This is a genomic window from Rubellimicrobium sp. CFH 75288 (genome assembly GCF_009904055.1).
In the GTDB taxonomy this organism is placed as follows: domain Bacteria; phylum Pseudomonadota; class Alphaproteobacteria; order Rhodobacterales; family Rhodobacteraceae; genus Rubellimicrobium.
This window is the reverse complement of the sequence record NZ_WYDP01000002.1, coordinates 40706-64778: the sequence shown is the minus strand read 5'-3', so window position 1 is coordinate 64778 and position 24073 is coordinate 40706. Positions and strand designations below refer to the sequence as shown.

General features: G+C 70.8%; 28 protein-coding genes. 15 read left to right on the top strand and 13 right to left on the bottom strand.

From position 1 onward, the window contains the following. The first annotated feature begins 111 nt into the window (after positions 1-111). Entirely contained in the window at positions 112-741 is a 630-nt protein-coding gene (locus tag GT358_RS03235; RefSeq protein WP_243730693.1) for a hypothetical protein, read from the top strand. 9 nt (positions 742-750) lie between these two features. Here GT358_RS03235 and GT358_RS03230 read toward each other — a convergent pair whose 3' ends face one another. After that, the gene (locus tag GT358_RS03230; protein ID WP_166581148.1) at positions 751-1782 is read right to left on the bottom strand and encodes a quinoprotein relay system zinc metallohydrolase 2; all 1032 of its coding nucleotides are present in this window, start codon (positions 1780-1782) and stop codon (positions 751-753) included. A gap of 86 nt (positions 1783-1868) precedes the next feature. Here GT358_RS03230 and GT358_RS03225 point away from each other — a divergent pair, with 86 nt between their 5' ends. Next, the gene (locus tag GT358_RS03225; protein ID WP_166581147.1) at positions 1869-2669 is read left to right on the top strand and encodes a quinoprotein dehydrogenase-associated SoxYZ-like carrier; all 801 of its coding nucleotides are present in this window, start codon (positions 1869-1871) and stop codon (positions 2667-2669) included. Here GT358_RS03225 and GT358_RS03220 read toward each other — a convergent pair. The 10 genes from GT358_RS03220 to GT358_RS03175 form a co-directional block, all read right to left on the bottom strand. After that, complete coding sequence (locus GT358_RS03220) at positions 2666-3031, bottom strand: hypothetical protein (protein ID WP_371416207.1); 366 nt, start codon at positions 3029-3031, stop codon at positions 2666-2668. The two genes, GT358_RS03225 and GT358_RS03220, sit on opposite strands and share 4 nt — an antisense overlap. Then, a complete protein-coding gene (locus GT358_RS03215) occupies positions 3028-3648 on the bottom strand; it encodes a hypothetical protein (protein WP_166581146.1) in 621 nt (206 codons plus the stop codon). Before GT358_RS03215 ends, GT358_RS03220 begins: the two co-directional genes overlap by 4 nt. Before the next feature lie 95 nt (positions 3649-3743). After that, on the bottom strand, positions 3744-3944 hold the full coding sequence (locus tag GT358_RS03210) for a hypothetical protein (RefSeq protein ID WP_166581145.1): 201 nt from the start codon (positions 3942-3944) through the stop codon (positions 3744-3746). 93 nt (positions 3945-4037) lie between these two features. Next, positions 4038-4868 (bottom strand): S-formylglutathione hydrolase, encoded by an 831-nt coding sequence (gene fghA / locus GT358_RS03205; protein ID WP_166581144.1) that lies wholly within the window; start codon positions 4866-4868, stop codon positions 4038-4040. Positions 4869-4947: 79 nt separating this feature from the next. Continuing rightward, positions 4948-5523 (bottom strand): S-(hydroxymethyl)glutathione synthase, encoded by a 576-nt coding sequence (gene gfa / locus GT358_RS03200; protein ID WP_166581143.1) that lies wholly within the window; start codon positions 5521-5523, stop codon positions 4948-4950. Between the two features lie 114 nt (positions 5524-5637). Next, positions 5638-7239 (bottom strand): ABC transporter ATP-binding protein, encoded by a 1602-nt coding sequence (locus GT358_RS16600; protein WP_166581142.1) that lies wholly within the window; start codon positions 7237-7239, stop codon positions 5638-5640. Beyond that, positions 7236-8417: an ABC transporter permease gene (locus GT358_RS16595; RefSeq protein ID WP_166581155.1), complete on the bottom strand. Its 1182-nt coding sequence runs from the start codon at positions 8415-8417 to the stop codon at positions 7236-7238. The genes GT358_RS16600 and GT358_RS16595 overlap by 4 nt, the downstream gene beginning before the upstream one ends. A gap of 100 nt (positions 8418-8517) precedes the next feature. Continuing rightward, a complete protein-coding gene (locus GT358_RS03185; RefSeq protein WP_166581141.1) occupies positions 8518-9600 on the bottom strand; it encodes a microcin C ABC transporter permease YejB in 1083 nt (360 codons plus the stop codon). A 13-nt stretch (positions 9601-9613) separates the two neighbouring features. Continuing rightward, positions 9614-11557, bottom strand: a complete 1944-nt coding sequence (locus tag GT358_RS03180) for an extracellular solute-binding protein (protein ID WP_166581140.1) — start codon at positions 11555-11557, stop codon at positions 9614-9616. 158 nt (positions 11558-11715) lie between these two features. Beyond that, complete coding sequence (locus tag GT358_RS03175; protein WP_166581139.1) at positions 11716-12249, bottom strand: cytochrome c family protein; 534 nt, start codon at positions 12247-12249, stop codon at positions 11716-11718. A 136-nt stretch (positions 12250-12385) separates the two neighbouring features. On the opposite strand from GT358_RS03175, the gene GT358_RS03170 reads away from it, so the two are divergent. Together GT358_RS03170 and GT358_RS03165 are read left to right on the top strand one after the other, a co-directional pair. Further along, positions 12386-13240, top strand: a complete 855-nt coding sequence (locus GT358_RS03170; protein ID WP_166581138.1) for a prephenate dehydratase — start codon at positions 12386-12388, stop codon at positions 13238-13240. A 53-nt stretch (positions 13241-13293) separates the two neighbouring features. Further along, a complete protein-coding gene (locus GT358_RS03165) occupies positions 13294-13716 on the top strand; it encodes a VOC family protein (RefSeq protein WP_166581137.1) in 423 nt (140 codons plus the stop codon). Positions 13717-13721: 5 nt separating this feature from the next. Here GT358_RS03165 and GT358_RS03160 read toward each other — a convergent pair whose 3' ends face one another. Beyond that, on the bottom strand, positions 13722-14132 hold the full coding sequence (locus GT358_RS03160; RefSeq protein ID WP_166581136.1) for a DUF983 domain-containing protein: 411 nt from the start codon (positions 14130-14132) through the stop codon (positions 13722-13724). Between the two features lie 171 nt (positions 14133-14303). Between GT358_RS03160 and GT358_RS03155 the strand changes: the two genes are divergently transcribed. The 8 genes from GT358_RS03155 (at position 14304) to nuoF (ending at position 20650) form a co-directional block, all read left to right on the top strand. Beyond that, complete coding sequence (locus tag GT358_RS03155; protein ID WP_371416206.1) at positions 14304-14672, top strand: NADH-quinone oxidoreductase subunit A; 369 nt, start codon at positions 14304-14306, stop codon at positions 14670-14672. A 161-nt stretch (positions 14673-14833) separates the two neighbouring features. Next, the gene (locus GT358_RS03150; protein WP_166581153.1) at positions 14834-15307 is read left to right on the top strand and encodes an NADH-quinone oxidoreductase subunit B family protein; all 474 of its coding nucleotides are present in this window, start codon (positions 14834-14836) and stop codon (positions 15305-15307) included. A 20-nt stretch (positions 15308-15327) separates the two neighbouring features. Continuing rightward, positions 15328-15987 carry an NADH-quinone oxidoreductase subunit C gene (locus tag GT358_RS03145; protein WP_166581135.1) on the top strand — a complete coding sequence of 220 codons (660 nt, stop codon included), beginning with the start codon at positions 15328-15330 and terminating at the stop codon, positions 15985-15987. A gap of 23 nt (positions 15988-16010) precedes the next feature. After that, positions 16011-17237, top strand: a complete 1227-nt coding sequence (locus GT358_RS03140) for an NADH-quinone oxidoreductase subunit D (RefSeq protein ID WP_166581134.1) — start codon at positions 16011-16013, stop codon at positions 17235-17237. 122 nt (positions 17238-17359) lie between these two features. After that, the gene (locus GT358_RS03135) at positions 17360-17668 is read left to right on the top strand and encodes a hypothetical protein (protein ID WP_166581133.1); all 309 of its coding nucleotides are present in this window, start codon (positions 17360-17362) and stop codon (positions 17666-17668) included. Between the two features lie 110 nt (positions 17669-17778). Beyond that, on the top strand, positions 17779-18996 hold the full coding sequence (gene nuoE / locus GT358_RS03130) for an NADH-quinone oxidoreductase subunit NuoE (protein ID WP_166581132.1): 1218 nt from the start codon (positions 17779-17781) through the stop codon (positions 18994-18996). A gap of 61 nt (positions 18997-19057) precedes the next feature. Further along, complete coding sequence (locus GT358_RS03125; RefSeq protein ID WP_166581131.1) at positions 19058-19345, top strand: DUF5337 domain-containing protein; 288 nt, start codon at positions 19058-19060, stop codon at positions 19343-19345. Positions 19346-19348: 3 nt separating this feature from the next. Beyond that, a complete protein-coding gene (gene nuoF, locus GT358_RS03120; RefSeq protein ID WP_166581130.1) occupies positions 19349-20650 on the top strand; it encodes an NADH-quinone oxidoreductase subunit NuoF in 1302 nt (433 codons plus the stop codon). 9 nt (positions 20651-20659) lie between these two features. Here the strand turns inward: nuoF and GT358_RS03115 are convergent, their stop codons facing one another. Continuing rightward, entirely contained in the window at positions 20660-20884 is a 225-nt protein-coding gene (locus GT358_RS03115) for a hypothetical protein (RefSeq protein ID WP_166581129.1), read from the bottom strand. Between the two features lie 208 nt (positions 20885-21092). Here GT358_RS03115 and GT358_RS03110 point away from each other — a divergent pair, with 208 nt between their 5' ends. The 3 genes from GT358_RS03110 (at position 21093) to GT358_RS03100 (ending at position 24067) form a co-directional block, all read left to right on the top strand. After that, positions 21093-21515: a DUF5333 domain-containing protein gene (locus tag GT358_RS03110; RefSeq protein WP_166581128.1), complete on the top strand. Its 423-nt coding sequence runs from the start codon at positions 21093-21095 to the stop codon at positions 21513-21515. A 111-nt stretch (positions 21516-21626) separates the two neighbouring features. Beyond that, positions 21627-23657 (top strand): NADH-quinone oxidoreductase subunit NuoG, encoded by a 2031-nt coding sequence (gene nuoG / locus GT358_RS03105; RefSeq protein WP_166581127.1) that lies wholly within the window; start codon positions 21627-21629, stop codon positions 23655-23657. Next, complete coding sequence (locus tag GT358_RS03100) at positions 23654-24067, top strand: hypothetical protein (RefSeq protein ID WP_166581126.1); 414 nt, start codon at positions 23654-23656, stop codon at positions 24065-24067. Before nuoG ends, GT358_RS03100 begins: the two co-directional genes overlap by 4 nt. The last annotated feature ends 6 nt before the right edge of the window (positions 24068-24073 follow it).

Here is a 24073-nt window from a genome sequence, read left to right as displayed (position 1 = left end):
TCCGCATGAAATAGGATCCTCCCCGATGGCGAGCCGTTGGCCGGCTTTTGCCCATCTTTGCAGACCTCATCTTATAGTTGATAAAGCGTCTGTCAAATCGTGTGATCCGCCATGGCCGCCCTGTCACTGCCTCTCTCCCGGTCCCTTCGCGGCGCAGCCGCTGCCCTGGGGATGCTGGCTCTCGCGGCTCCGGCCGGAGCTGCGGGCTCGGGTGATCCCGACTGGCCCTGCATCCAACGGCGCGTCGACCACCTGTCGCTTGCGGTGATGTGGCCTCTGCCCCTCGCGGAGGAGCCGCCCGCGCTGAGCCCGGACCTGGCCGCTCTTGGCGCGCAACTCGCCCTGCGGCGCCTGTCCGAGGAGGAGATGCGCGCCCTGGTGGAGGAGGCCGCCGCCCGGCATTCCGACCTGACCCCCGAGGCCTGGGGCGAAGTGTTCCGCATCGCCTTCGAGCGAATCGACCGCGAGCGTGCGCGCATCATCGGCGGGATCGTCCGCTATGCCCGAAACCAGGCCCGGCTCGCCCGGGAGATCGAGGATCTGCGCGCCGAGATGCGCAGCCTCGAAGCCGCGGCGGAGCCGGATTTCGACCGGATGGACGAGGTGGAGGAGGGTCTCGACTGGCGCACGCGGCTGTTTGCGGACCGTGACCGCGCGCTCACTTATGTGTGCGAGAGCCCGGTCCTCCTGGAGCAGCACGCCTATGCGGTGGCCCAGATGATCCTGCCCCATGCGCGCTGAGGGGCGGCGCTACTCCCATTCGAGTTCGGTATAGGCGACGGTCGCGTTGCGCGGATTGTGCTCGTCGAAGAGCAGCCACGCCCCACGCTCGGCTTCTGCCGCCCGGGCCGCCGCCTCCGACAGGGTGGCTCCCCCGGCGATCAGTTCGCGCACATCCGCCTCCAGGCGCGCCAGATAGCGCGCGGTCGGCTCCAGGCCCTCCGGCCAGGGCAGCAGTGGGCCGCCATGGCCCGGCACCACCCATTCGGCGGCCAGCCCCTGCAGGTCCTCAAGAACCCGCTGCCACCCCCGAAGCGAACCGTCGAGCGTCGGGAGGTGCCGGTCGAACACCAGATCGCCCGCCAGCAGCGTGGCGGTGGCGGGGTCGAGGACCGTCAGGTCCGCGCCGCTATGGGCCACGGGCCAGGCCCGCAGCTCGAGCGCCCGTCCTCCCGCATCGACCGCCGCCGAGTCCTGCACCGCATGGTCCACCCGCGGAGCCTCGGTTCCGACGAAGTCCGCGCCGATCTGGCGCAGGCCCTGCGCCTCGAACGGTCCCATGCGCAGCGCCAGCACCTCGGGCAGCGCGTGATGCGCCCAGATCGTCGCCCCGGCATCCGCCAGGGCGGTGGCGCCGAAGACGTGATCCGGATGGGCATGGGTCAGTACCACGAGCCGGATCGGCCGATCCGTGACGGCGCGCACCGCGGCCACCACCGCCTCGCCGGCCGCGCGGCTGCCGCCCGAATCGATCACGGCCACGCCGCTTTCCCCCACCACGAAGGCGATGTTGCCGATCGTGCCCCCGTTGGCCGGATCGGCCAGCGCGACCGCCGCGCGATGGACATGAAGACCGGGCAGCACTTCCTCGAAGGGCAGGGGGGGCACGACCATGGACCCGCACCGGATCGCGGAGACGGCATGCCGCGCCCTCCATCCCTCGATCCGCTCCGCCGCCGCCGCGAGCGCCTCCGGGCAGGTGGCGGCAGCCGTGGGGATGGTGCGATCCGCGCACAGTCCGGGCTGATCGAGAAGGCAGAGCGTCAGCAGGACATCGAACATCCCGGCCATCTCCCGGCGGACTTCGCTTCGGGCCTTGTCTGTGCTATCCTGATCGCGACATTCTCCGGCCCGCAAGGGAGTTTCCCATGCTCCGCCTGTCCTTCGCCGCCGTCTGCCTGCTGTCGCTTCCGCTCGGCGCCCTGGCGGAGGAACCACCCAATCCGCTCGTCGAGAGCGCTGCGTGGGACGATCTCGCCGGGCATGTCCTGGGCGAGGCCACGGCTCTCCCGGCCGGCTCCGCCCTGCAGCTCGAGGCGCCGGTCCGCGCCGAGGATGCGGCGACCGTGCCCGTTCGCCTTGTGCAGCCCGCCGATGCCCCCCGCATCGAGGCCGTCACGCTGGTCGTGGACGAGAATCCGGTGCCCATCGCGGCCGAGATCACCTTCGGCGAGGCCATGTCGCCACTCGATTTCGAGCTGCGTCTGCGCGTGGACGCCTATTCCAACGTGCGCGCGGTCGCCTTTCCGGCCGAGGGGGAGCCGATCATGACCGGTGCCTTCGTGAAGGCGTCGGGAGGATGTTCGGCGCCGGCCACACGGTCGCCCGCCGAAGTGCTGGCCAGCCTGGGCGAGATGCGCCTGCGCGAGTTTGGCCGGGGCGCGGATGGCCGGGCCGAAGCCCAGATCATGATCCGCCATCCCCAGTATTCCGGCCTGCAGCGCGATCAGGTGACCCAGTACTGGATCCCGCCCCACTACATCGAGCGTCTGGAGGTGTGGCAGGGCGAGGACCGCCTCTTCACCCTGACGGGCGGCATCTCCATCTCGGAGAATCCCGTCTTCCGGTTCCGCTTCGCCGACAACGGCGCGCCGGCCTTCCGCGTGCGGGTCGAGGACACGGAAGGCCACATCTTCGAGCGGCTCCTGAACCGGGACGGCCCGGCCTAGAGAAAGCAGAGCATCTCCGCTTCGGCCTGGGCCCGCCGCAGGTCGGCGACCAGGCTGCGGACCAAGGCGTTGTCGCGAAACAGCGTCGAGCGCTCGCCGCTCGTCTGCTGGAGGGCCAGGACCGCCTCCGCCTCGACGTACCGCTCATAGGGCAGGATTGTGGCGATATGGTCGATGGAGCAGGAACATTGTTCGAGTGCCTGCCGGGTGCCGCCGTTCACCGCCATGCAGGCGAACACGTAGTCGGCCCGCGCCGCCGTCGGGTAGTCGTTCAGGACCTGCGCCCCGTCCTGCGCGGCTGCGGGCAGCGCGAGCGCCAGCGCCACCAGGCCGGGAAGTCCGAAGTCCCTGCGGCGCGTCACGACTCGACCTCCTCGAGGCGCAGGCTCGCCTCGTAGGCGCCGTCCGCGCCCGCAGGGGTATGCGCCTCCAGCGAATGGTACCAGCCGGGCACCGCATCGGACAGGACGATGCGGATGGTCAGGTCGGCGAAGACGCCCAGACGGTCCCGGTTCGGATCGGTCCGGAAGGGCTCCAGCGTCACCACGGTCGCTGCGACCGGGGCGCCGTTCCATTCCACCGTCGCGGGATCGCCGGCATCGGGCAGCGCCAGCGCATCGCGCATCCTGTTGCGGATGTAGAACGGGCTGCCACCGGACCGCTCGGCAATGATGCGCACCGTGCGCTCCAGAAAGACCATGGCGATGGGATTGCCCACACCGGCGGGGAACCGCCCCAAGGGGCGCACGGCCCCCTCGTCGGTCAGGCCCTGCACCACGGCGCCGTCGCCGGCGATCAGCGCCACCGCCAGACGGGACCAGTCGCCCTCCGGCTCCTCGGAGTTGCGGTAGAGAAGGCTGTCGCCTTCCTCGAAGCCGTCGAGCGTGCCCGTGCGGAACACCAGATCAAAGCCGGTCTCGGCCCGTGCTCCTTCGGCCGTCAGGACCAGCGCAGCGCCCAGAATCAGCGATCGGATCATCCTGTCTCCTCCCCGGACGGACGGATGCATCAAACCTCTCCCGAAAGGGCCTGTCCATCGGGTCCGCGAACGGGCCGCGGGGCGGAGCGGAGCGGTCAGATCTCGCGCTCGCCGGTGGCCACGCGGCAGGTCCAGCGGCGGACCTGCCAGCCCGGATGGGTCTCGGTCCAGCGGACCAGTTCGGGCTGGGCCGCCATGGCGCAGCTGACGAGCGAGATGTCCACAAACAGCAGGGAACGCCGCTCGCAGATCTCCGGCGAGGCGCTCAGGCAGGCGACAAAGACCAGTTCGATCATGGCGAGCCTCCTTGCGCGCACCGATCATCACACACGCGGCAGCAGCCCGGCCGGTTGCCCCGCGCCGATCACAAGGTGGTGATCGGCACCCTCTCAGGCGCGCAGCCGTTCGGCATGCCAGGCGACGTGATCGGCCATGAAGGTCGAGACGAAATAGTAGGAATGGTCATAACCCGGCTGCATCCGCAGCGTCAGCGGAATGCCCGCCGCCTCGCAGGCGTGCCGGAGCAGATGGGGCCGCAACTCGCGCTCGAGGAACGCATCCGCCTCGCCCTGGTCCACGAGAAGGTCCGGCAGCCGCGCTCCGTCCTCGATCAGGGCGACGGCATCGTGCCGGCGCCAGGTCCCCCGGTCGGGGCCGAGATAGGCAGAAAAGGCCTTCTGCCCCCAGGGAACCTGGCTCGGGGCGACGATCGGGGCGAAGGCCGATACCGACCTGAACCGCCCCGGCAGGGTCAGCGCCAGGGTCAGCGCCCCGTGACCTCCCATCGAATGGCCGGTGATGCCCTGCCGGTCGGCATCCACGGGAAAGGAGGCGCGGACCAGCTCTGCCAGCTCCTCCGCCACATAGCGGCGCATGGCATAGCGGCCCGCCCAGGGCGGCTGCGTCGCGTCCAGATAGAAGCCCGCGCCCTGGCCCAGATCGTAGGCCTCGTCGTCCGGCGCGTCGCCGCGGGGGGACGTGTCGGGACACACGACGATCAGCCCGGCTTCGGCCGCGGCGCGGCGATACTCGCCCTTCTCCATGACATTGGCATGGGTGCAGGTCAGGCCGGACAGATACCACAGCACCGGACAGCGGCCCCGCTCCGCCGCAGGGGGCAGGAACACGGCAAAGGTCATGTCGCCCCCCGTCGCCTCGGACCGGTGGGTGCACACGATCTGCCGCCCCCCATGGGAGGTCCATTCCGCGATCCGCTCCATGCCGTGGCTCCTGTGCTGTCGGTCCCGCACCGATCCTAGCGCGGAGGAACGTCCGGCAGAAGCGGCGCCGACCGGTCGGTCAGGCAGCCTGCGGCGCGGGCTCGCGGTGCTGCACGGTCCAGGTCGCGATGTAGTCCATCAGCGCCGGAGACAGGCAGTCGTAGGGCTCGAGCCCCACCTCGCGCAGGCGGGTGCGCACGGCATCCATCTGGTCGGGCGGCACCCCTGCCTCGATCACCGAGGAGACAAAGGCGGCAAAGGCCGGACGCATCCAGCCGGGCGTGTCGAACCGCTCGGGATGGACGAAGCTGAGCCCCTGGAAGGGATGCGCCCGTTCCACCGGACCGTAGAGGTGCACGCCGCAGCCGGTGCAGCGATGCCGACGGATGAGGGCGGTCTCGTCCACGACCTCGAGCTTGTCGCCGTTCTCCAGGACGGAGACCTTGTCGCTGGGCGCGACGGCGACGATCGAGAACATCGCGCCCTCGGGCTTCCAGCACTTGGTGCAGCCGCAGGCATGGTTGTGGGCGACGGGGCCTTCCACGCGGACACGCACCGGGCGTTCCGAGCAGGCGCAGACCAGGGTTCCTCCCGCGAAATCCGGCGATTCCGCAGGCAGACCGTTGTCGATCAACGGGTGCAAGGCGATGGACATGGATTCTCCTCCCGACGGGCCTCGACGGGCCCCTGCGCGACGGCCCTCTGCCGGGGCGTTCGCGTCCCCGAGCCTATCACAGGAACCGTCGCGGCGGGAGGGGATCGTAGGCGGTCAGGCCGCGGCCTCGGGAAAGGCCGCGCGCATCAGCTCGCGCGTATAGGCCGTGCGCGGCGCGCGGAACACGCTGGCCGTGTCCCCCTCCTCGACCACGTCGCCGTCCCGCATCACCAGCACGCGATGCGCGAGCGCCCGCACCACCTTGAGGTCGTGCGAGATGAACAGATAGGCGAGACCGTGCCGCCGCTGGAGAGCACGCAGCAGCTCCACGATCTGCACCTGCACCGTCATGTCCAGCGCGCTGGTGGGCTCGTCGAGCACGATCAGCCGCGGCCGCAGGATCAGCGCGCGCGCGATGGCGATGCGCTGGCGCTGGCCGCCCGAGAACTCGTGCGGGTAGCGGTCCATGGTCGCCGGGTCCAGGCCCACCTCGGCCATGATCTCGGCCACCATCCCGCGCCGGTCGCGCCCCTTCTCGACGCCGTGCACGCCCAGACCCTCGGCGATGATCTCCCCGGCCGTCATCCGCGGCGAAAGCGAGCCGAACGGGTCCTGGAACACGATCTGCATCTCGCGCCGCAGCGGCCGCAACGCACGCTGGGGCAGCTCGCCGATGTCGCGGCCCATGAAGACGATCCGTCCGTCCGTCTTGGGCAGAAGCCGCATCAGCGCCAGCGCCAGCGTGGTCTTGCCCGAACCGGATTCGCCCACGATGCCGACCGTCTCGCCTGCGCGCACCGACAGCGTGGCGTCGTTGACGGCCCGGACATGGCCCACGGTGCGCCGCAGCAGGCCGCGCTGGATCGGAAACCAGATGCGCAGGTTGCGCGCCTCGGCCACGGTCGGCGCATCCGCGGGAACGGGAGCGGGCAGCCCCGCCTGTTCGGCCGACAGCAGCTTGCGCGTATAGGGGTGGCGGGGCCGGCCGAAGATCTCGCGCGCGGGGCCCTGCTCGACGATCAGCCCGCCCTGCATGACGCAGACGCGGTCCGCGATCTGCCGCACGATCCCCAGATCGTGGGTGATGAACAGCATCGACAGCCGTTCGGTGCGCTTGAGGTCGGCAAGCAGATCCAGGATCTGCGCCTGGATCGTCACGTCGAGTGCGGTCGTGGGCTCGTCGGCGATCAGCAGGTCCGGTCCGTTGGCCAGCGCCATGGCGATCATCACCCGCTGGCGTTGGCCGCCCGAGAGCTGATGGGGATAGGAGGCCAGCCGCGATTCGGGCTCGCGGATGCCGACGCGCGTCAGAAGCTCCACGATGCGCCGCCGCGCCGCCTCGCCCCGCAGGCCCTGATGCAGCTCCAGCGACTCCCGGATCTGCCGCTCCAGCGTGTGCAGCGGGTTGAGCGAGGTCATCGGCTCCTGGAAGATGAAGCTGATGTCGTTGCCTCGCACGCGCATCAGCTCGCGTTCGCCGGCCGAGAGCATGTCGCGGCCGCGGAACCGCACCGACCCCGTCAGGTCGGCATTGTCCCCGAGCAGCCGGACGGTGGAGAGCGCCGTCACCGACTTGCCCGATCCCGACTCGCCCACGAGAGCGAGCGTCTCGCCTTCCCGCAGATCGAAGGAGACGCCGCGCACCGCCTCCACGGCGCCGCCCTCCTGGCGGAAGCGCACGCGCAGGTCCCGGACCTCCAGAAGCGGCGCCGTCACCGGAACGTCTTCCGCGGGTCGAAGGCGTCGCGCACGCCCTCGAAGATGAACACGAGGAGCGCGAGCATGATGGCGAAGGTGAAGAAGGCGGTGAAGCCCAGCCAGGGCGCATGCAGGTTCTGCTTGGCCTGCAGCGACAGCTCTCCCAGCGAGGGGGCGGAGGAGGGCAGGCCGTAGCCCAGGAAGTCGAGCCCCGCCAGCGTCGCGATCGCGCCCGTGACGAGGAAGGGCAGCATCGTGACCGTGGCCACCATCGCATTGGGCAGAAGGTGCCGGAACATGATCGTCCAGTTGGACACGCCCAGCGCGCGTGCCGCCCGGACATATTCGAAGTTGCGCGCGCGCAGGAACTCGGCCCGCACCACGCCCACCAGCGCCGGCCAGCCGAACAGCACCGTCAGGAACACCAGAAGCCAGAAGGACCGCCCCAGGATGGCGAACACGATGATGATGACGTAGAGGTTCGGGGTGCCCGTCCAGATCTCGATGATCCGCTGGAAGATCAGGTCGATCCAGCCGCCGAAATAGCCCTGGATCGCCCCGGCCACGATCCCGATGACCGAGGCGCAGGTCGTCACGATCAGAGCGAACATCACCGACAGGCGGAACCCGTAGATCACGCGCGCCAGAACGTCGCGCTTGGTGTCGTCCGTGCCCAGCCAGTTCACCGAGTCGGGCGGAGAGGGCGCGACGCCGGGCCGGTCCACGATCGTGTCGTAGCTGAAGGGGATCGGCGGCCACAGCATCCAGCCGGGCTCGAAGTTCGGATCGTCGAGCGTGCCGGCCTGCGCCGCCGCGATCGTCTCGAGCGGCTCGTAGAAGCAATCCTCCACCCCGCCGGTGAGGATCAGGCATTGCAGCTCCTCGTCGCGGTATCGCGCCGGCAGCGGCAGGTCGCCCCCGAAATCGGCCTCCGAGTAATAGGTCAGAACCGGCATCCGCCACTCCCCGCGGAAGTTCACGAGGATGGGCTTGTCGTTGGCGATGAACTCCGCGAACAGCGAGACGCCGAACAGGATCGAGAAGATCACGAGGCTCCAGAACGCCCGCCGGTTGCGGCGGAAGTTGCGCCAGCGCCGCTGGTTGAGCGGCGACAGCCAGGCGCGCCGGACGGGCGGCGGGGCGGGGGGCGGGCCGGTATCGCCGGGCAGGACGGGGGCAGGCGCCGCGCCCGGCATCGGCTCGGGCAGGACCGAGCCCGGATCGAGCGCAGAGGCATCGGCCGCGGGCAGGGCCTCGGCGACGGGCGGGCGGATGGGCTTGGCGTCGTTCATCCCCTCACCCCCGGCTCGCGAAGTCGATCCGCGGGTCCACGAGCACATAGGTCAGGTCCGACAGGATGCCGACGATCAGACCCATGAGCGAGAAGGCGAACAGCGTGCCGAACACCACCGGATAGTCCCGCGCCACCGCCGCCTCGAAGCCGAGCCGCCCCAGCCCGTCGAGCGAAAACAGCGTCTCGATGATCAGGCTGCCGCCGAAGAACACCCCGATGAACAGCCCCGGAAAGCCCGCGATCACGATCAGCATCGCGTTGCGGAAGACGTGACCGTAGAGGACGCGCCGCTCCGACAGGCCCTTGGCGCGCGCCGTCATCACGTACTGCTTCTTGATCTCGTCGAGAAAGCTGTTCTTCGTCAGCAGCGTCAGCGTCGCGAAGGCCGAGATGGTGGAGGCGAGAACCGGCAGCGTGATGTGCCACAGATAGTCGAGCACCTTGCCGATCAGCGTCAGGTCCTCCCAGTTCTCGCTCGTCAGGCCGCGCAGGGGAAAGATCCGCCAGTAGCTGCCGCCGGCGAACAGCACGATCAGCAGGATCGCGAACAGGAAGCCGGGGATCGCATAGCCGATGATGATGGCGCCCGAGGTCCAGGTGTCGAAGGGGGTGCCGTCGCGCACCGCCTTGCGGATGCCGAGGGGGATCGAGACCAGATAGGCGATCAGCGTGGACCACAGCCCCAGCGTGATCGAGACGGGCATCTTCTCGATCACCAGATCGACGACCGAGCGCGAGCGGAACCACGATTCGCCGAAATCGAACCGCACGTAGTTCCACATCATCTCGAGAAAGCGCTCGAGCGGGGGCTTGTCGAAGCCGAACTGGATCTCGAGCTGGCGGATGAACTCGGGCGGAAGGCCGCGGGCGCCGGCATAGCCCGTCGGGTTCGCCTCCGTCGCGACCTGCGCCTCGCCGCCTCCGCCCGCGATGGTCTGGAACACGTCGCCGCGCCCCTCGATCTGGGCGATGATCTGCTCGATCGGTCCGCCGGGGACGAACTGCGTCAGCGTGAAGTTGACCACCATGATCCCGAACAGCGTCGGGATCACGAGCAGGAGGCGTCGGAGGATATAGGCGCCCACCGAACGCGGGCCCCTAGCGGCGCAGCACGCCGGCCGCGCGCAGCTCGGCCGCGCGGTCCGCGTCGAACCACCAGAAGTCGAGATGGCCCAGCGAGAAGGGTGGCAGCGGATCGGGATGGCGGAACATGTCGTAATAGGCGACCCAGTGCGTGTCCTTGTACCATTGCGGCACCCAGAACCGCTCGGCGCGCAGCACGCGGTCGAGCGCGCGCACGGCCGTCTTCATCTCCTCCTCCTCGTCGGCGGCCACGACCACGTCGATCAGCCGGTCCACGGCCTCGCTCTTGAGGCCCATGAGGTTGCGGTTGGACTCGTCGGCGCCCTCGGTGCCGAACCATTGCCGCAGGCCGGTCGAGGGCTCCCAGTCCTGGTTGAACTGCTGGGTGGCCATGTCGAAATCGGCCTCGTCGCGCCGGCGCGTCTCCTGCGCGGGGTCCACCATGTCGAGGCGGGCATCCACCCCCAGACGGCGCAGGTTGTTCACGTAAGGCAGGATCACCCGCTCGAAGGCGGGGGAGGATTCCAGGAAGACGACCGACAGCACCTGCCCGTCCTTGCGGCGCAGCCCGTCCTGTCCGATCTCCCAGCCCGCCTCGTCCAGCAGCGCGGCCGCACGGCGCAGGTTGGCCCGGTCGATCTCGCGCTCGGGCGAGGAGACGGGGGGCATCACGGCCTCCTCCGTCAGGATGGACGGATCCAGCAGCCCCTCGGCCACCAGCGGCTCCAGGATCGCCCGTTCGCCCTCCGTGGGCACGCCCTCGGCCTTGAGGTCGCTGTTGTCCCAGAACGAGGTCGTGCGCACGTAGCTGTCGTAGAACAGCGTGGCGTTCGACCATTCGAAGTTGAACATCAGGCCGATCGCCTCGCGCACGCGCGGGTCCTGGAAGGTCGGCCGGCGCAGGTTGAAGACGAAGCTCTGGCCCGAGCCGAGATTGCCCGAAGGCAGTTCGGCCTTCACCACCCATCCCTGCTGGAGCGCCGGGAAATCGTAGCCCGTCGCCCACTGGAGCGACGAATTCTCGATCCGGAAGGTGTATTCGCCCGCCTTGAACGCCTCGAGCGCGACACCGGCATCGGCGAAGTACTCCACCCGGATGCGGTCGAAATTCGCCCGCCCGCGGTTGATGGGCAGGTCCGCGCCCCACCAGTCGGGATCGCGCTGCCACACCACCCGGCGGCCCATGTCCACGCTGCCCAGCACATAGGGACCGGAGCCCAGCGCCGGCTCCGTCCACATCTCGTCCAGGCGGCGGCCGGTCTCCTCGAACCACGCCTTCGACAGGATCGGGATGCCGCCCGCCAGGCCCACGCGGTCGCGCACGGGCGCCTCCGGGGCGAAGTCGAAGCGGATGCGGTGGTCGTCCAGCACCTCGACCCCGGCGATCTGGGCGCCGAAGGCTGCGCGGAACGAGGCCAGGCCCTGCTCCATGAACAGCTCGTGCGAAAAGGCCACGTCATGCGCCGTCAGGGCCGAGCCGTCGGCAAAGCGCGCCTCGGGACGCAGGTTGAAGATCACCCAGTCGAGCGACGCGGGATACTCGATCGTCTCGCAGACGAGGCAGTAGAGATCCGTGGGGTCGTCCGCCACTCCCGTCATCAGCGTTTCGAGCCCGACCGTGGCCAGGGCGGCCGGGTTGCCCAGCAGCGTGAAGTTGTTGAAGCTGTCGAACGTCCCCTGCGCCCAGGTGGCGATCTCGCCGCCCTTCGGCGCGTCGGGGTTCACATAGGCCAGATGCTCGAAATCGGCCGGATAGGTCAGGTTCCCGAAGAAGGTGTAGCCGTGCGACACCGTCACCTCTCCGGCCGGGTCGGGCTCCGCGGACGGGTTCGCCTCCTGGGCGGGCAGCGCCGTCGCGGCCAGAAGCGCCGCAAGCCCGAGGACCGACGCGCCGGCCCGGCCGAGCGCGGTGGCGTCGAGAGCGGCGGCTCGAATCGGGGGGCGGTGAGGTCGGATCATCCCGGTTCTCCTGGGCACAGGCCAACACCCCGCAGCCGCGGGGTCGGCTCAGCTAAAGGCCGCCCGCCGTGCCATTTCAAGCCGAGATTGCGTGAGAAGCCCGTGACGCCGGGCCGCGGACGGCAGGGCTCCGCCATCGGCCGGGAGCGAGGCGGACCCTACTGGATCGTGGCCAGATAGGCGATCAGGTTCGCCCGCGCCTGCAGGTCCCGGATGCCGCGGAAGTTCATCGAGGTGCCGGGCGTGTAGCCCGAGGGATTCTCGATGAAGAAGTTCAGGTGTTCGGGGGTCCAGACATCGACCACCCGTTCGAGCGCGCCCGAATAGTTGAAACCCTGCGCCGTATCCACCTCCCGGCCGACCACGCCGGCCAGATAGGGGCCCGTCCGGTTCTCTCCGGCGACAAGGCTGTGGCAGGCGGCGCAGGGACGGAACTCGCGCTCGCCCGCGGCCGGATCGGCCGCCGCGAAGGCCTCCTGGAACTGCGCGATCAGCTCCTCTTCCGAGACCTCCTCGACCGGACCGGTCTCCTCCTCGGCGACCTCGATGATGAAGCCCTGGACCCGTTCGCCGTCATGGTAGGCGACATGCGGGTGGAAGATGCTCTCCGCCAGCCACGCGCCCAGAAGGAAGACCAGCAGCGTGCCGCAGAAGCCGCCCACGATCTTGGTGATAGTCATCGTGTCGAACATGTCGCGCCCTAGCCGTCCCCTGCCATGTCGCCGCCCATGTATTCGCTTCCGGCGATCCTCCGCAAGGTGTAGGCCGGCCGGGTGCGGACGGGTGCGGCATCATGAGCCACGCCGTTGCCGGCGATGAGGGGGGGGCATGCCGAGGATCGCGTTCCAGGGAGAGATCGGCGCCTACGGCCACGAGGCCTGCCGCCTCGCGCGGCCCGGCCACGATCCGCTGCCCTGTCCCGGCTTCGAGGACGCGATCGCGGCCGTCCGCTCGGGGGCGGCCGATCTCGGCATGATCGCGGTGGAGAACTCCACCTACGGGCGCGTCGCCGACGTCCACCAGCTCCTGCCCGACAGCGGCCTGTTCATCGTGGACGAGGTGTTCCTGCCCGTCCGCATCGCGCTTCTGGCGCCGCCCGGCGCCACGCTCGAGACGGTGCGCCGCGTGCGCGGCATGGCCATCCTGCTCGGCCAGGCCCGGCGCTTCGTGCGCGAGCGCGGCTATGCGACCCTGGCCTGGTCGGACAACGCCGCCGGCGCGGCCGAGGTGGCGCGCCTTGCCGATCCGGCCGAGGCGGCGCTCGCCTCCGAGATCGCGGCCGGCGCCTACGGCCTGCAGGTCCTCGCGCGCGGGGTGGAGGATCAGGCGGGCAACACCACGCGCTTTCTCGTGATGGCCCGCGAGGCCGACCTGTCGCGCCGCGGCACGCTGGGCATGATGACCAGCCTCGTCTTCCGCGTCCGCAACATTCCGGCTGCGCTCTACAAGGCGCTGGGCGGCTTCGCCACCAACGGCGTCAACGTCACCAAGCTCGAGAGCTACCTCGTCGGCGGCCGATTCCAGGCTGCCCAGTTCTACGCCGAGGTGGAGGGCCATCCCGATGATCCGCCGCTGGCCCGCGCCCTCGAGGAGCTGCGCTACTTCTCCGAGACCTTGCGCCTGATGGGCGTGTTCCCCGCGGCGCGCCTGCGCCACGAGGAGCCGGCCCCTCCGGCCGGTTGACCGCGCCACAGCCCGCGCCACCTTCCGGCCGAGGAGTCGCGCCGGAGAGGATCATGCCCAGCCCCGCCCATGTCCTGGAGACCGCCATCTACGTGGACGACCTCGACGCCGCGCAGGCCTTCTACCGCGACGTGATCGGCCTCGAGGAGATCCGGCGCGAGGGGGACCGCCACGTCTTCTTCCGCTGCGGCCCCGGCGTGTTCCTGGTCTTCCGCCCCGAGGTGACGGAACGGGGCCCCGAGCCCGGCGCGCTGCCCATCCCGCCCCACGGCGCGCGCGGCCCCGGCCACACCTGCTTTGCCGCCGAGCCCGACGGGATCGAGGCCTGGCGCGACCGCCTCGGCCGGGCCGGGGTGGCGATCGAGCAGGAGATCGCCTGGCCCAAGGGCGGCCGGTCGCTCTACTTCCGCGACCCCGCCGGCAACTCGCTCGAGATCGCCGAGGCGGTGCTCTGGTCCCCCGCCAAGGAGGAGTAGGCCCCTCACGCCCCCCGGTCGCGCTCGTCCATCGCCCACAGATAGCCGACCCACATCCCCTTGGTCAGCCGCAGCACGACCAGGGACAGGACCGTGACCGCCGCCGACACGATCAGGCTCAGCGTCAGGGGATCGGGCCGCAGGACCACGAAGCTCCAGCCCAGGATCGGGATGAGCAGCAGCGCCACGACGCTGATCGTCGCAAAGGCCGGCCCGTCCGCGGCCCGGAACTCGCCCAGGTCCTCGCCGCAGGCGTCGCAGCGGGGCGCCACGCGCAGGAATCCCGCAAAAAGACGCCCCTCGCCGCAGCGCGGGCAGCGGCCCATCAGCCCGCGCCGCATCGCCGGACCCGAATCCCGCTCGCCCTCGCCGGCCGCGGCACCGCGCGCCCGGTCCCTGCCCGACCCGTCCTCCATGCCCGCTTCCTTCGGCTGCCCGCGCCCCAACGCGGGCGGGGCCGCGGCGTTCCTGCGGCACGACGTCCCGCGCGGCCCCTCCCCGGCCCCGCCCGCGTTGACCTCCCTCCGGGGCGGCGCTAGGACGCAGGCCGGGGGCGCGCCCGCGTCCCTCCCCCCACGGAGGCGCGCGTGACCGAAGGGCTGCTCAGGGACTACCTGCCTATCCTGATCTTTCTCGGCCTCGCGGTGGCGCTCGGCGCGATCCTGATGCTGGCCGCCTGGGTCATCGCCATCCGCAACCCCGACCCCGAAAAGGTCTCCGCCTACGAATGCGGCTTCAACGCCTTCGACGACGCGCGCATGAAATTCGACGTGAGGTTCTACCTCGTGTCGATCCTGTTCATTATCTTCGATCTCGAGGTGGCCTTCCTGTTCCCCTGGGCCGTGGCCTTCGGGGAACTCAGCCTCGCCGCCTTCTGGTCGATGATGATCTTCCTCGCGGTGCTCACCATCGGCTTCATCTACGAATGGAAGAAGGGCGCGCTCGAATGGCAGTGACCGAGGACGACACCCGCAACCGCGTCACCCTCGCCGGGCTCGAGCCCGGCCGCCTGGGCAGCCTCGTGCAGGGCGGCCCGCAGACGGGCGGCACCCCGGTCGAGGGGGTGCAGACCGGTCTCTACACCGCCGGCCCCGACCGCGAGGCGACGGTGGCGCGCATGAACGCCGACCTCGCCGACCGCGGCTTCCTCGTGACCTCGACCGCGGACGTCATCAACTGGGCCCGCACCGGATCGCTCCACTGGATGACCTTCGGCCTCGCCTGCTGCGCGGTCGAGATGATGCATACCTCCATGCCGCGCTACGACCTCGAGCGGTTCGGCACGGCCCCGCGCGCCTCGCCCCGCCAGTCCGACCTCATCATCGTGGCGGGCACGCTGACCAACAAGATGGCGCCCGCCTTCCGCAAGATCTACGACCAGATGCCGGAGCCGCGCTACGTCATCTCCATGGGCTCCTGCGCCAACGGGGGCGGCTACTACCACTTCTCCTACTCGGTGGTGCGCGGCTGCGACCGCATCGTGCCCGTGGACGTCTATGTGCCCGGCTGCCCCCCCACCGCCGAGGCGCTGCTCTACGGCATCCTCCAGCTCCAGCGGAAGATCCGCCGCACCGGCACCATCGTCCGCTGACGCGCGCCCGAGGGAATCCGATGGCCGACACCGACACCGCCGAGACCGCCGCCGCGACCGAGGCGCCCCACCCGCTCGAGACGCTGGGCCGCCACATCGAGGCGCGCCTCGGCCGCGCCGTCCTCGGCTGGCGCGTCGCCGTGGGCGAGCTGACCGTGGAGGTCGAGCGCGAGGCGATCGCCGATGTCGTGTCGTTCCTGCGCCACGATTCGGCCTGCCTGTTCTCGACCATCGTGGACGTGACGGCCGTGGACTGGCCGGCGCGCGAGCGGCGCTTCGACGTGGTCTATCACCTGCTCAGCATGTACCGGAACCACCGCATCCGCCTCAAGCTCCAGGCGGGCGAGGACGAGATGGTGCCCACCATCACCGGGATCTTCCCCGGCGCCAACTGGTTCGAGCGCGAGGTGTTCGACATGTTCGGGATCGTGTTCGCGGGCCACCCGGACCTGCGGCGGATCCTCACCGATTACGGGTTCCGCGGCCATCCCCTGCGCAAGGACTTCCCCACCACCGGCTATGTGGAGGTCCGCTACGACGAGGTGAGCAAGCGCGTGCTCTACGAGCCGGTCAAGCTGTCGCAGGAATACCGCCTGTTCGACTTCCTGTCCCCGTGGGAGGGCGGCGCCCATGCCGACCCCTCGCTCCTGCCGGGCGACGAGAAGGCGCGGGGCGGCTGAGCAACCGAAAGGATGGGCGCATCATGGACGGCGACCCCAGGACGCAGGACGGCTTCGGCGACGCGCTGACCGCCGAGCAGCGCATCCGCAACTTCAACATCAATTTCGGGCCTCAGCACCCGGCCGCCCACGGGGTGCTGCGCCTCGTGCTCGAGCTCGACGGCGAGATCGTCGAGCGCTGCGATCCCCATATCGGCCTGCTGCACCGCGGCACCGAAAAGCTGACCGAGACGCGCACCTATCTCCAGTCGCTGCCCTATTTCGACCGGCTCGACTACTGCTCGCCCATGGCGATGGAGCACATGTGGTGCCTCGCCATCGAGAAGCTCACGGGGGTCGAGGTGCCGCGCCGCGCCTCGCTGATCCGCGTCCTTTATTCCGAAATCACGCGCATCCTGAACCACCTGCTCAACGTCACCACCTGGGCGATGGACGTGGGCGCGCTCACCCCGCCCCTCTGGGGCTTCGAGGAGCGCGAGAAGCTCTTCGAGTTCTACGAGCGCGCCTCGGGCGCGCGGATGCACGCCAACTACTTCCGCCCCGGCGGCGTCCATCAGGACCTGCCCCCCGACCTTCTCGACGACATCGAGGCCTGGGCCGACCGCTTTCCGTCCGTGCTCGACGACATCGACGGTCTCCTGACCGAGAACCGCATCTTCAAGCAGCGCAACGTCGACATCGCGGTCGTCACCGAAAAGGACGTGCAGGACTGGGGCCTGTCGGGCGTCATGGCGCGCGCCTCGGGTCTGCCTTGGGACCTGCGCCGCTCCCAGCCCTACGAGTGCTACGACGAGTTCGACTTCCAGATTCCCGTCGGCCGCAACGGCGACAATTACGACCGCTTCCTCTGCCGCATGGCGGAGATGCGCGAGAGCACGAAGATCATCCGCCAGGCCATCGCCAGGCTGCGCGTGGAGCACGGCGACGTGTTGGCCCGCGGCAAGCTCACCCCCCCCACCCGCGGCGAGATGAAGACCTCCATGGAGGCCCTCATCCACCACTTCAAGCTCTACACCGAGGGCTTCCACGTCCCTGCGGGCGAGGTCTATGCCGCCGTCGAGGCGCCCAAGGGCGAGTTCGGCGTCTATCTCGTGGCCGACGGCACCAACCGCCCCTACCGGGTCAAGATCCGCTGCGCCGACTACCTGCACCTCCAGGCGATCGACCACCTCTCGCGCGGGCACATGCTGGCGGACGTGGCCTCCATCATCGCCACGCTCGACATCGTGTTCGGCTCCATCGACCGCTGACGGGCGGAGGGAGGGGCCGCAAAGCCTTTTTTCTGCCGGCCCCCCGCCCTAGAACGGAGGCGCTGCCGGCCCCCGGTCGGCCGCGCGATCCGTGACGACACCACGAAACAGGGAGCCGCCGCATGACCGCCGCCAGAACCGCCATTCCGCTTTGCCTCCTGATCGGGCTGTCCGCCTGCGGCGCCGTGAGCGAGGCCGCGCGCCCAGCGGCCACCCCCACGCCCGTGGACCTGCCGCCCGAGCAGCGCCTCGTCGCCGCCATCGAGCAGGAGGGCTGCGTGCTCACCCGCGACAATCTGGGCGCGGTGCTGCTGCGCGCCAACCTGACGCAGGCGGACCTGCCGGGCCTCACCGCCGCGCTCCAGGCCCGCGGCCAGGTCGAGGCGGCGGGCGGGGATTCCATCCGCATCCTGTCGGCCTCCTGCATCTGAAGGAGGGGAAGGGGGCCCTTTTCCTCCGCCGCCATTCGTGCTTGAGGGGGGCGGTCCCGGCCGTCCCCCGCGGTCCGGCCGCCCCCGCCGACCCCAGCCACGGGTGCCCGATGCTCCGCCGCCTCCACCACGACCAGCCCGACAGCTTCGCCTTCACGCCCGCCAACCGCGCCTGGGCCGAGGCGCAGATGAAGAAATATCCCGAGGGCCGGCAGGCGAGCGCGATCATCCCGCTTCTCTGGCGGGCCCAGGAGCAGGAGGGATGGCTCTCCAAGCCCGCCATCGAGCATGTCGCCGACATGCTGGGCATGCCCTATATCCGCGCGCTCGAGGTGGCGACCTTCTACTTCATGTTCCAGCTCGCCCCCGTGGGGCGCGTGGCCCACATCCAGATCTGCGGGACCACCCCCTGCATGCTGCGCGGCGCAGAGGATCTGGTCGCCCTCTGCCAGGCGCGCATCGCGCCCGAGCCGCACCAGCTCTCCGCCGACGGCGCCCTGTCCTGGGAAGAGGTGGAATGCCTCGGCGCCTGCGCCAATGCGCCCATGGCCCAGATCGGCAAGGACTACTACGAGGATCTCTCCCCCGAGAGTCTGGGGCGCATCCTCGACGCGCTCCTGGCCAGAGAGGTGCCCGTCCCCGGCCCGCAGACCGGCCGCTTCGCCTCCGAGCCGGCGGGGGGGCCGACCACGCTCACCCGCTGGAACGATGCGGGGCGCCAGCCCCACAACGCCTCCGTCGCCCTCGCGCTCGCGATCGGCGACACGGTCAAGCGCATCGACGGGACCGAGGTGCCGCTGCGCACCCCCTGGCTGCGCCCGCCGCCCGCTCCCGCTCCCGTTCCGCCCGACGAGGCCGCCGAGCCGCGTCCCGCCGCCGGGCACCCGGCCGACGAATCGGGCATCATGGTCCAGCAGGCCCCCGCCGCCTCTGCGGCCAAGCCTCCCGGTCCCTCCAACCCGGACGAGGGGCTGGACAGTTCCGCTCCCACGCCCGAGGGGCCGGCCACCGGCGTCGTGCCGCGCGGCAAGGCGGCCGGCCCGACCCAGCCCGCCCCGGCCGCCCAGCCGCTCGCGCCCGAGCAGCCGCCCCCGCTGCTGCTGGAGCCCCACCTCGGGCGGGGGGACGACCTGACCCGGATCGCCGGGCTGGACGAGACGCTCGCCCGGGCCCTGAACGAACTGGGCATCTGGCATCTCGACCAGATCGCCGCCTGGGGCGCGGGCGAGATCGCCTGGGTCGAGTCGCGTCTGGGCTCCGCCCGCGGGCTGATCGTCCGGTCGGACTGGGTCGGCCAGGCGCGCCGCCTGACCGGCCGGCCGGCCTGACATGGCCCCGTCGCGCGGAGCCTCCCGTCACGGAGGGGGAGAGCGGCCCCGTCCCACACCCATGGCCGTGCGCCCGCGGCGGAACGCCCCGCGATCCGTCCCGCCGCCTGCGCCCCCGCACCGCCCCCCGACCGAGGCCGACCGGCGCCAGGCGCGCGCCGGCCGCACCGCCGCCCTCGCGCTGGCCGGAACGGGCCTCTTCTGGATCGCCGCCACCTGGGCGGGCAACCTCTGGGACTGGCCGCTCCGGTGGCGCGCGCTCTGCGACCTCGCGGCGCTCGCGGGCTTTGCCTTTTCGCTCTATCTGACAGGACGGGCCTGGCGCCTGCGCCGCAACCAACGGGGCTGACCGATGCTCGAGGACAAGGACCGCATCTTCACCAACCTCTACGGGATGCACGACCGCTCCCTCGCCGGTGCCCGTGCCCGCGGCCACTGGGACGGCACGGCCGACCTGCTGGCCAGGGGACGCGACTGGATCGTGTCCGAGATCAAGGCCTCGGGCCTGCGGGGCCGCGGCGGCGCGGGCTTCCCGACCGGGCTCAAGTGGTCCTTCATGCCCAAGGAGAGCGACGGCCGCCCCTCCTATCTCGTGGTCAACGCCGACGAGAGCGAGCCCGGCACCTGCAAGGACCGCGAGATCATGCGCCACGACCCGCACACGCTGGTCGAGGGCTGCCTCGTCGCCTCCTTCGCCATGGGTGCGCATGCCGCCTACATCTACATCCGCGGCGAATACATCCGCGAACGCGAGGCCCTCCAGACCGCCATCGACGAAGCCTACGAGGCCGGGCTGATCGGCCCGAACGCCTGCGGCTCGGGCTGGGACTTCGACCTCTACCTCCATCACGGCGCTGGCGCCTATATCTGCGGCGAGGAGACGGCCCTTCTCGAATCGCTCGAGGGCAAGAAGGGCATGCCCCGCATGAAGCCGCCCTTTCCGGCCGGCGCGGGCCTCTGGGGTTGCCCCACCACCGTCAACAATGTCGAATCGATCGCCGTGGCGCCGACGATCCTGCGGCGCGGGGCCGCGTGGTTCGCGGGCTTCGGCCGGCCCAACAACACGGGCACCAAGATCTTCGCCATCTCCGGCCATGTCGAGCGCCCCTGCGTCGTCGAGGAGGCCATGTCGATCCCCTTCCGCGAGCTCGTCGAGACCCATTGCGGCGGCATCCGCGGCGGCTGGAAGAACCTCAAGGCCGTGATCCCCGGCGGCTCCTCCGTCCCCTGCCTGCGCGCCGAGGCGATGGAGGATGCGATCATGGATTTCGACTGGCTGCGCGAGCAGAAATCCGGCCTCGGCACCGCGGCCGTGATCGTGATGGACCAGAGCACCGACATCATCAAGGCGATCTGGCGGCTGTCCAAGTTCTACAAGCACGAGAGCTGCGGCCAGTGCACCCCCTGCCGCGAGGGGACGGGCTGGATGATGCGCGTGATGGAGCGCCTCGTGACCGGCCAGGCGCGTGTGGAGGAGATCGACATGCTCCTCGACGTGACCAAGCAGGTCGAGGGGCACACGATCTGCGCGCTGGGCGATGCGGCCGCCTGGCCGATCCAGGGCCTGATCCGCAACTTCCGCGACGAGATCGAGGACCGCATCCGCGGCCGCCTCGTCCGCCCCGCGGCGGCCGTGCCGGTGGCGGCCGAATAGGCCGCCCCCTCAGTAGCGCGTGGCAGGGTCCGAGGCCGGAAAGGTCTCGTCCAGCGCCTCGTCGTGGCGGTCCCATTCCAGGGGCTTGAGCCGCATCTGGTCGCGGCCCGCGTCGCGGATCGGATGGTGCGGCGACGGCGTCGCGCCGATCTCGCCCGGCCGCGCCCGCCAGGCATAGGCGAGGCCGGCCAGCGCCAGCGCGGTCAGGACCAGAACGGGTCGGGTCAGGGTCATGGCAGGCTCCGGGGTCGTTGTCACCGGACGAACGGCGCCGCGGCGCCGCGGTTCCAGACCGCCGGGGCGGCTTCCGGGCAGCCTGTCGCCGCCCCACGAAGGCTTGATATGGCCTAGCGGCGCGGAGCGGCCATATGGGGAGGCGCCTTGGCCGGCACCGGGGCGCAGCGAATCCCGCACCGGCCTTCCACCCGGACAGGAGCGATCCATGACCCCCGCCCAGGCTTTCCGTCTTTCCGCCGTCGGCCTGTTCGCCACGCTGGCCGCGCCCGTCTCCGCCGCCGCCGAGGTGCCCGCCATCGGACAGGTCGAGTACATCACCGAAGGGCTCATCGACACCGCCATCGCCTACGAGATCGGCCGGGTCTGCGACTCGCTCGAGGGGCGCCGCCTCCAGGGCCTTGCCTTTCTGTGGTCGCTCGAGGGGCACGCCCGCCGCCTCGGCTTTTCCAACGAGGAGATCCAGGCCTATATCCGCAACCGCGAGGAAAAGGCCCGCCTCGAGGGGATCGCCCGCGCCCGCCTGCGCGCCATGGGGGCGGTCGAGGGCCAGGCCGAGACCTATTGCGCCGTGGGCCGTGCCGAGATGGAAAAGGGCAGCCGGATCGGCGGCCTTCTCGCTCCCGCCTGAGGCCGTCCCGCGACGCTTCGACGTCTGGCGCCGGCGCGTGCCCCGCGCTAGAGAGACGCGCGACCGGGGCCGGAACGCCGGCCCCCTCCCGCGAGCAGGGGACCACCGCGCATGGCCGAGCAGCCGACGAGCGATCTCAAGCCCATCTCCATCGACGGGCAGGTCTACGAGGTGCCCGGCGCCCTGACGATCCTTCAGGCCTGCGATCTCGCCGGGATCGAGATTCCCCGCTTCTGCTATCACGAGCGGCTGTCGATCGCCGGCAATTGCCGCATGTGCCTCGTCGAGGTGAAGGGCGGGCCTCCCAAGCCTACCGCCTCCTGCGCCATGCAGGTCAAGGACCTCCGCCCCGGTCCCGAGGGGCAGCCTCCCGTGGTGCTGACGAACTCGCCCATGGTGCGCAAGGCGCGCGCGGGCGTCATGGAATTCCTGCTCATCAACCACCCGCTCGACTGCCCGATCTGCGACCAGGGCGGCGAATGCGACCTTCAGGACCAGGCCGTGGCCTACGGCATGGACTTCTCGCGCTACCGCGAGCCCAAGCGCGCGGCCGAGGATCTCGACCTCGGCCCCCTGGTCGAGACGCACATGACGCGCTGCATCTCCTGCACGCGCTGCGTGCGCTTCACCACCGAGGTGGCGGGCATCACCCAGATGGGCCAGACCGGCCGGGGCGAGGATGCGGAGATCACCTCCTATCTCAACCAGACGCTGGCCTCCAACCTCCAGGGCAACATCATCGACCTCTGCCCCGTGGGCGCGCTGGTCTCCAAGCCCTACGCCTTCAAGGCCCGCCCGTGGGAGCTGACCAAGACCGACAGCGTGGACGTGATGGACGCGCTCGGCTCCAACATCCGCGTGGACACCAAGGGGCGCGAGGTCATGCGCATCCTGCCCCTCAACCACGACGGCATCAACGAGGAGTGGATCTCCGACACGACCCGCTTCGCCTGGGACGGCCTGCGCCGCCAGCGCCTCGACCGGCCCTACCTGCGCGAGAACGGACGCCTGCGCCCCGCCCGCTGGGACGAGGCGCTCGAGGTGGCGGCCCGCGCGCTGCGGAACGGGCCCGTCGCGGGGCTGGTGGGCGACCTCGCCTCGACCGAATCCGCCTTCGCGCTGCGCGACCTGGTGGCGGGGCGCCTCGGCGGGCGGGTGGAATGCCGCACGGACGGCGCCGCCCTCCTCCCCGATCCGCGCGGCGGCTATGCCGGCAACGCCCGGATCGAGGACATCTCGGCCGCGCGCCGCATCGTCCTCGTGGGCACCAATCCCCGGCTCGAGGCGCCCGTGCTCAATGCGCGCATCCGCGGCGCCTGGCTGCGCGGCGCCGAGATCGAGCTGGTGGGCGAGGGGGCCGACCTCACCTACGACTACACCCACCGGGGCGAGGGCCGCGCCGCCCTCGCCGCGATGGTCGGGGAGGCCGCCCCCGCCGGGGCGCCCGCGCTCGTGATCCTGGGGCAGGGGGCGCTCACGGGCCCCGACGGCGAGGCGGTCCTGGCCAACGTCCTCGCCCTGGCCGAGCGGATGGAGGCGGGGCTCCTCATCCTGCACACGGCCGCCGGCCGCGTGGGCGCGATGGATGTGGGCTGCTGGACCGAGGGCGGGATGGCCGCCGCGCTGCGGGGCGCCGCCTGCATCTATGCGCTCGGCGTGGACGAGACGGACATCCCGCCCGGCCCCTTCGTCATCTACCAGGGCAGCCATGGCGACCGTGGCGCCCATCGCGCCGACCTGATCCTGCCCTCGGCCGCCTGGACCGAGGAGGCGGGGATCTTCGTCAACACCGAGGGCCGGCCCCAGATGGCGCTGCGCGCGGGCTTTCCCCCCGGCGAGGCCAAGGAGAACTGGGCGATCCTGCGCGCGCTGTCGGCGCGGCTCGGCGCCGCCCAGCCCTGGGACAGCCTGCCCGAACTGCGCCGCGCCATGGTCGCGGCCCATCCCCATCTGGCCGAGATCGACGCCGTTCCGCAGAACCGCCTGCCGCGGCGCGCCCCGCGTCCGATGGGCGAGGGGGCCTTCCGCTCGCCCGTGCGCGACTTCTACCTCACGAACCCGATCCTGCGGGCCAGTCCCCTGATGGCGGAACTCTCCGCCGCCGAGGCGGCGCGACGCCGCCCGAGGATGGCCGCGGAGTGAGGCGCTTGGCCGCCGTCCTGTCGCTCGCGGCCCTGACGGCCTGCGGGGCGTTGCCCGGTGCGCCGCCGGACGGCGACGCGGCGGCGCCGGCGGGACCTGCGCGCCCGGAATATCTGGGGGTGGAGACGGCGCTGCTCGACGACGATCTGGTGCGCTTCCGCGTCGCGATGCGCGGCGCGCGGGGCGTGGCCGATCTCGACCGCTACGCGCGCTGCGCGGCGGCGCGCTATGCCCTGATCCGGGGCTACGGCTTTGCCCGTCACGTGCGCACCCTTACCGAGGAATCGGCTGGAATCTGGCGCGCGGATGCTGTTTACACGGTCTCGCCCGCGCTGCCGCCGGGATTGCGGACGATCGACGCCGAGGTTGTGGCCGCCGAATGCGGCCAGAGCGGCGTTCCGAGTGTCTAGGGGGAA

Coding starts and splice junctions, on each gene's coding strand:
- GT358_RS03170 (WP_166581138.1), top strand. CDS start 12,386: ATGCCGAGGATCGCGTTCCAGGGAGAGATCGGCGCCTACGGCCACGAG.
- GT358_RS03125 (WP_166581131.1), top strand. CDS start 19,058: ATGGCCGTGCGCCCGCGGCGGAACGCCCCGCGATCCGTCCCGCCGCCT.
- GT358_RS03180 (WP_166581140.1), bottom strand. CDS start 11,557: ATGATCCGACCTCACCGCCCCCCGATTCGAGCCGCCGCTCTCGACGCC.
- GT358_RS03165 (WP_166581137.1), top strand. CDS start 13,294: ATGCCCAGCCCCGCCCATGTCCTGGAGACCGCCATCTACGTGGACGAC.
- GT358_RS03135 (WP_166581133.1), top strand. CDS start 17,360: ATGACCGCCGCCAGAACCGCCATTCCGCTTTGCCTCCTGATCGGGCTG.
- nuoG (WP_166581127.1), top strand. CDS start 21,627: ATGGCCGAGCAGCCGACGAGCGATCTCAAGCCCATCTCCATCGACGGG.
- GT358_RS03150 (WP_166581153.1), top strand. CDS start 14,834: ATGAACGCCGACCTCGCCGACCGCGGCTTCCTCGTGACCTCGACCGCG.
- nuoE (WP_166581132.1), top strand. CDS start 17,779: ATGCTCCGCCGCCTCCACCACGACCAGCCCGACAGCTTCGCCTTCACG.
- GT358_RS03115 (WP_166581129.1), bottom strand. CDS start 20,884: ATGACCCTGACCCGACCCGTTCTGGTCCTGACCGCGCTGGCGCTGGCC.
- GT358_RS03225 (WP_166581147.1), top strand. CDS start 1,869: ATGCTCCGCCTGTCCTTCGCCGCCGTCTGCCTGCTGTCGCTTCCGCTC.
- fghA (WP_166581144.1), bottom strand. CDS start 4,868: ATGGAGCGGATCGCGGAATGGACCTCCCATGGGGGGCGGCAGATCGTG.
- GT358_RS16595 (WP_166581155.1), bottom strand. CDS start 8,417: ATGCCGGGCGCGGCGCCTGCCCCCGTCCTGCCCGGCGATACCGGCCCG.
- GT358_RS03110 (WP_166581128.1), top strand. CDS start 21,093: ATGACCCCCGCCCAGGCTTTCCGTCTTTCCGCCGTCGGCCTGTTCGCC.
- gfa (WP_166581143.1), bottom strand. CDS start 5,523: ATGTCCATCGCCTTGCACCCGTTGATCGACAACGGTCTGCCTGCGGAA.
- nuoF (WP_166581130.1), top strand. CDS start 19,349: ATGCTCGAGGACAAGGACCGCATCTTCACCAACCTCTACGGGATGCAC.
- GT358_RS03215 (WP_166581146.1), bottom strand. CDS start 3,648: ATGATCCGATCGCTGATTCTGGGCGCTGCGCTGGTCCTGACGGCCGAA.
- GT358_RS03145 (WP_166581135.1), top strand. CDS start 15,328: ATGGCCGACACCGACACCGCCGAGACCGCCGCCGCGACCGAGGCGCCC.
- GT358_RS03235 (WP_243730693.1), top strand. CDS start 112: ATGGCCGCCCTGTCACTGCCTCTCTCCCGGTCCCTTCGCGGCGCAGCC.
- GT358_RS03210 (WP_166581145.1), bottom strand. CDS start 3,944: ATGATCGAACTGGTCTTTGTCGCCTGCCTGAGCGCCTCGCCGGAGATC.
- GT358_RS03230 (WP_166581148.1), bottom strand. CDS start 1,782: ATGTTCGATGTCCTGCTGACGCTCTGCCTTCTCGATCAGCCCGGACTG.
- GT358_RS03175 (WP_166581139.1), bottom strand. CDS start 12,249: ATGTTCGACACGATGACTATCACCAAGATCGTGGGCGGCTTCTGCGGC.
- GT358_RS03160 (WP_166581136.1), bottom strand. CDS start 14,132: ATGGAGGACGGGTCGGGCAGGGACCGGGCGCGCGGTGCCGCGGCCGGC.
- GT358_RS03140 (WP_166581134.1), top strand. CDS start 16,011: ATGGACGGCGACCCCAGGACGCAGGACGGCTTCGGCGACGCGCTGACC.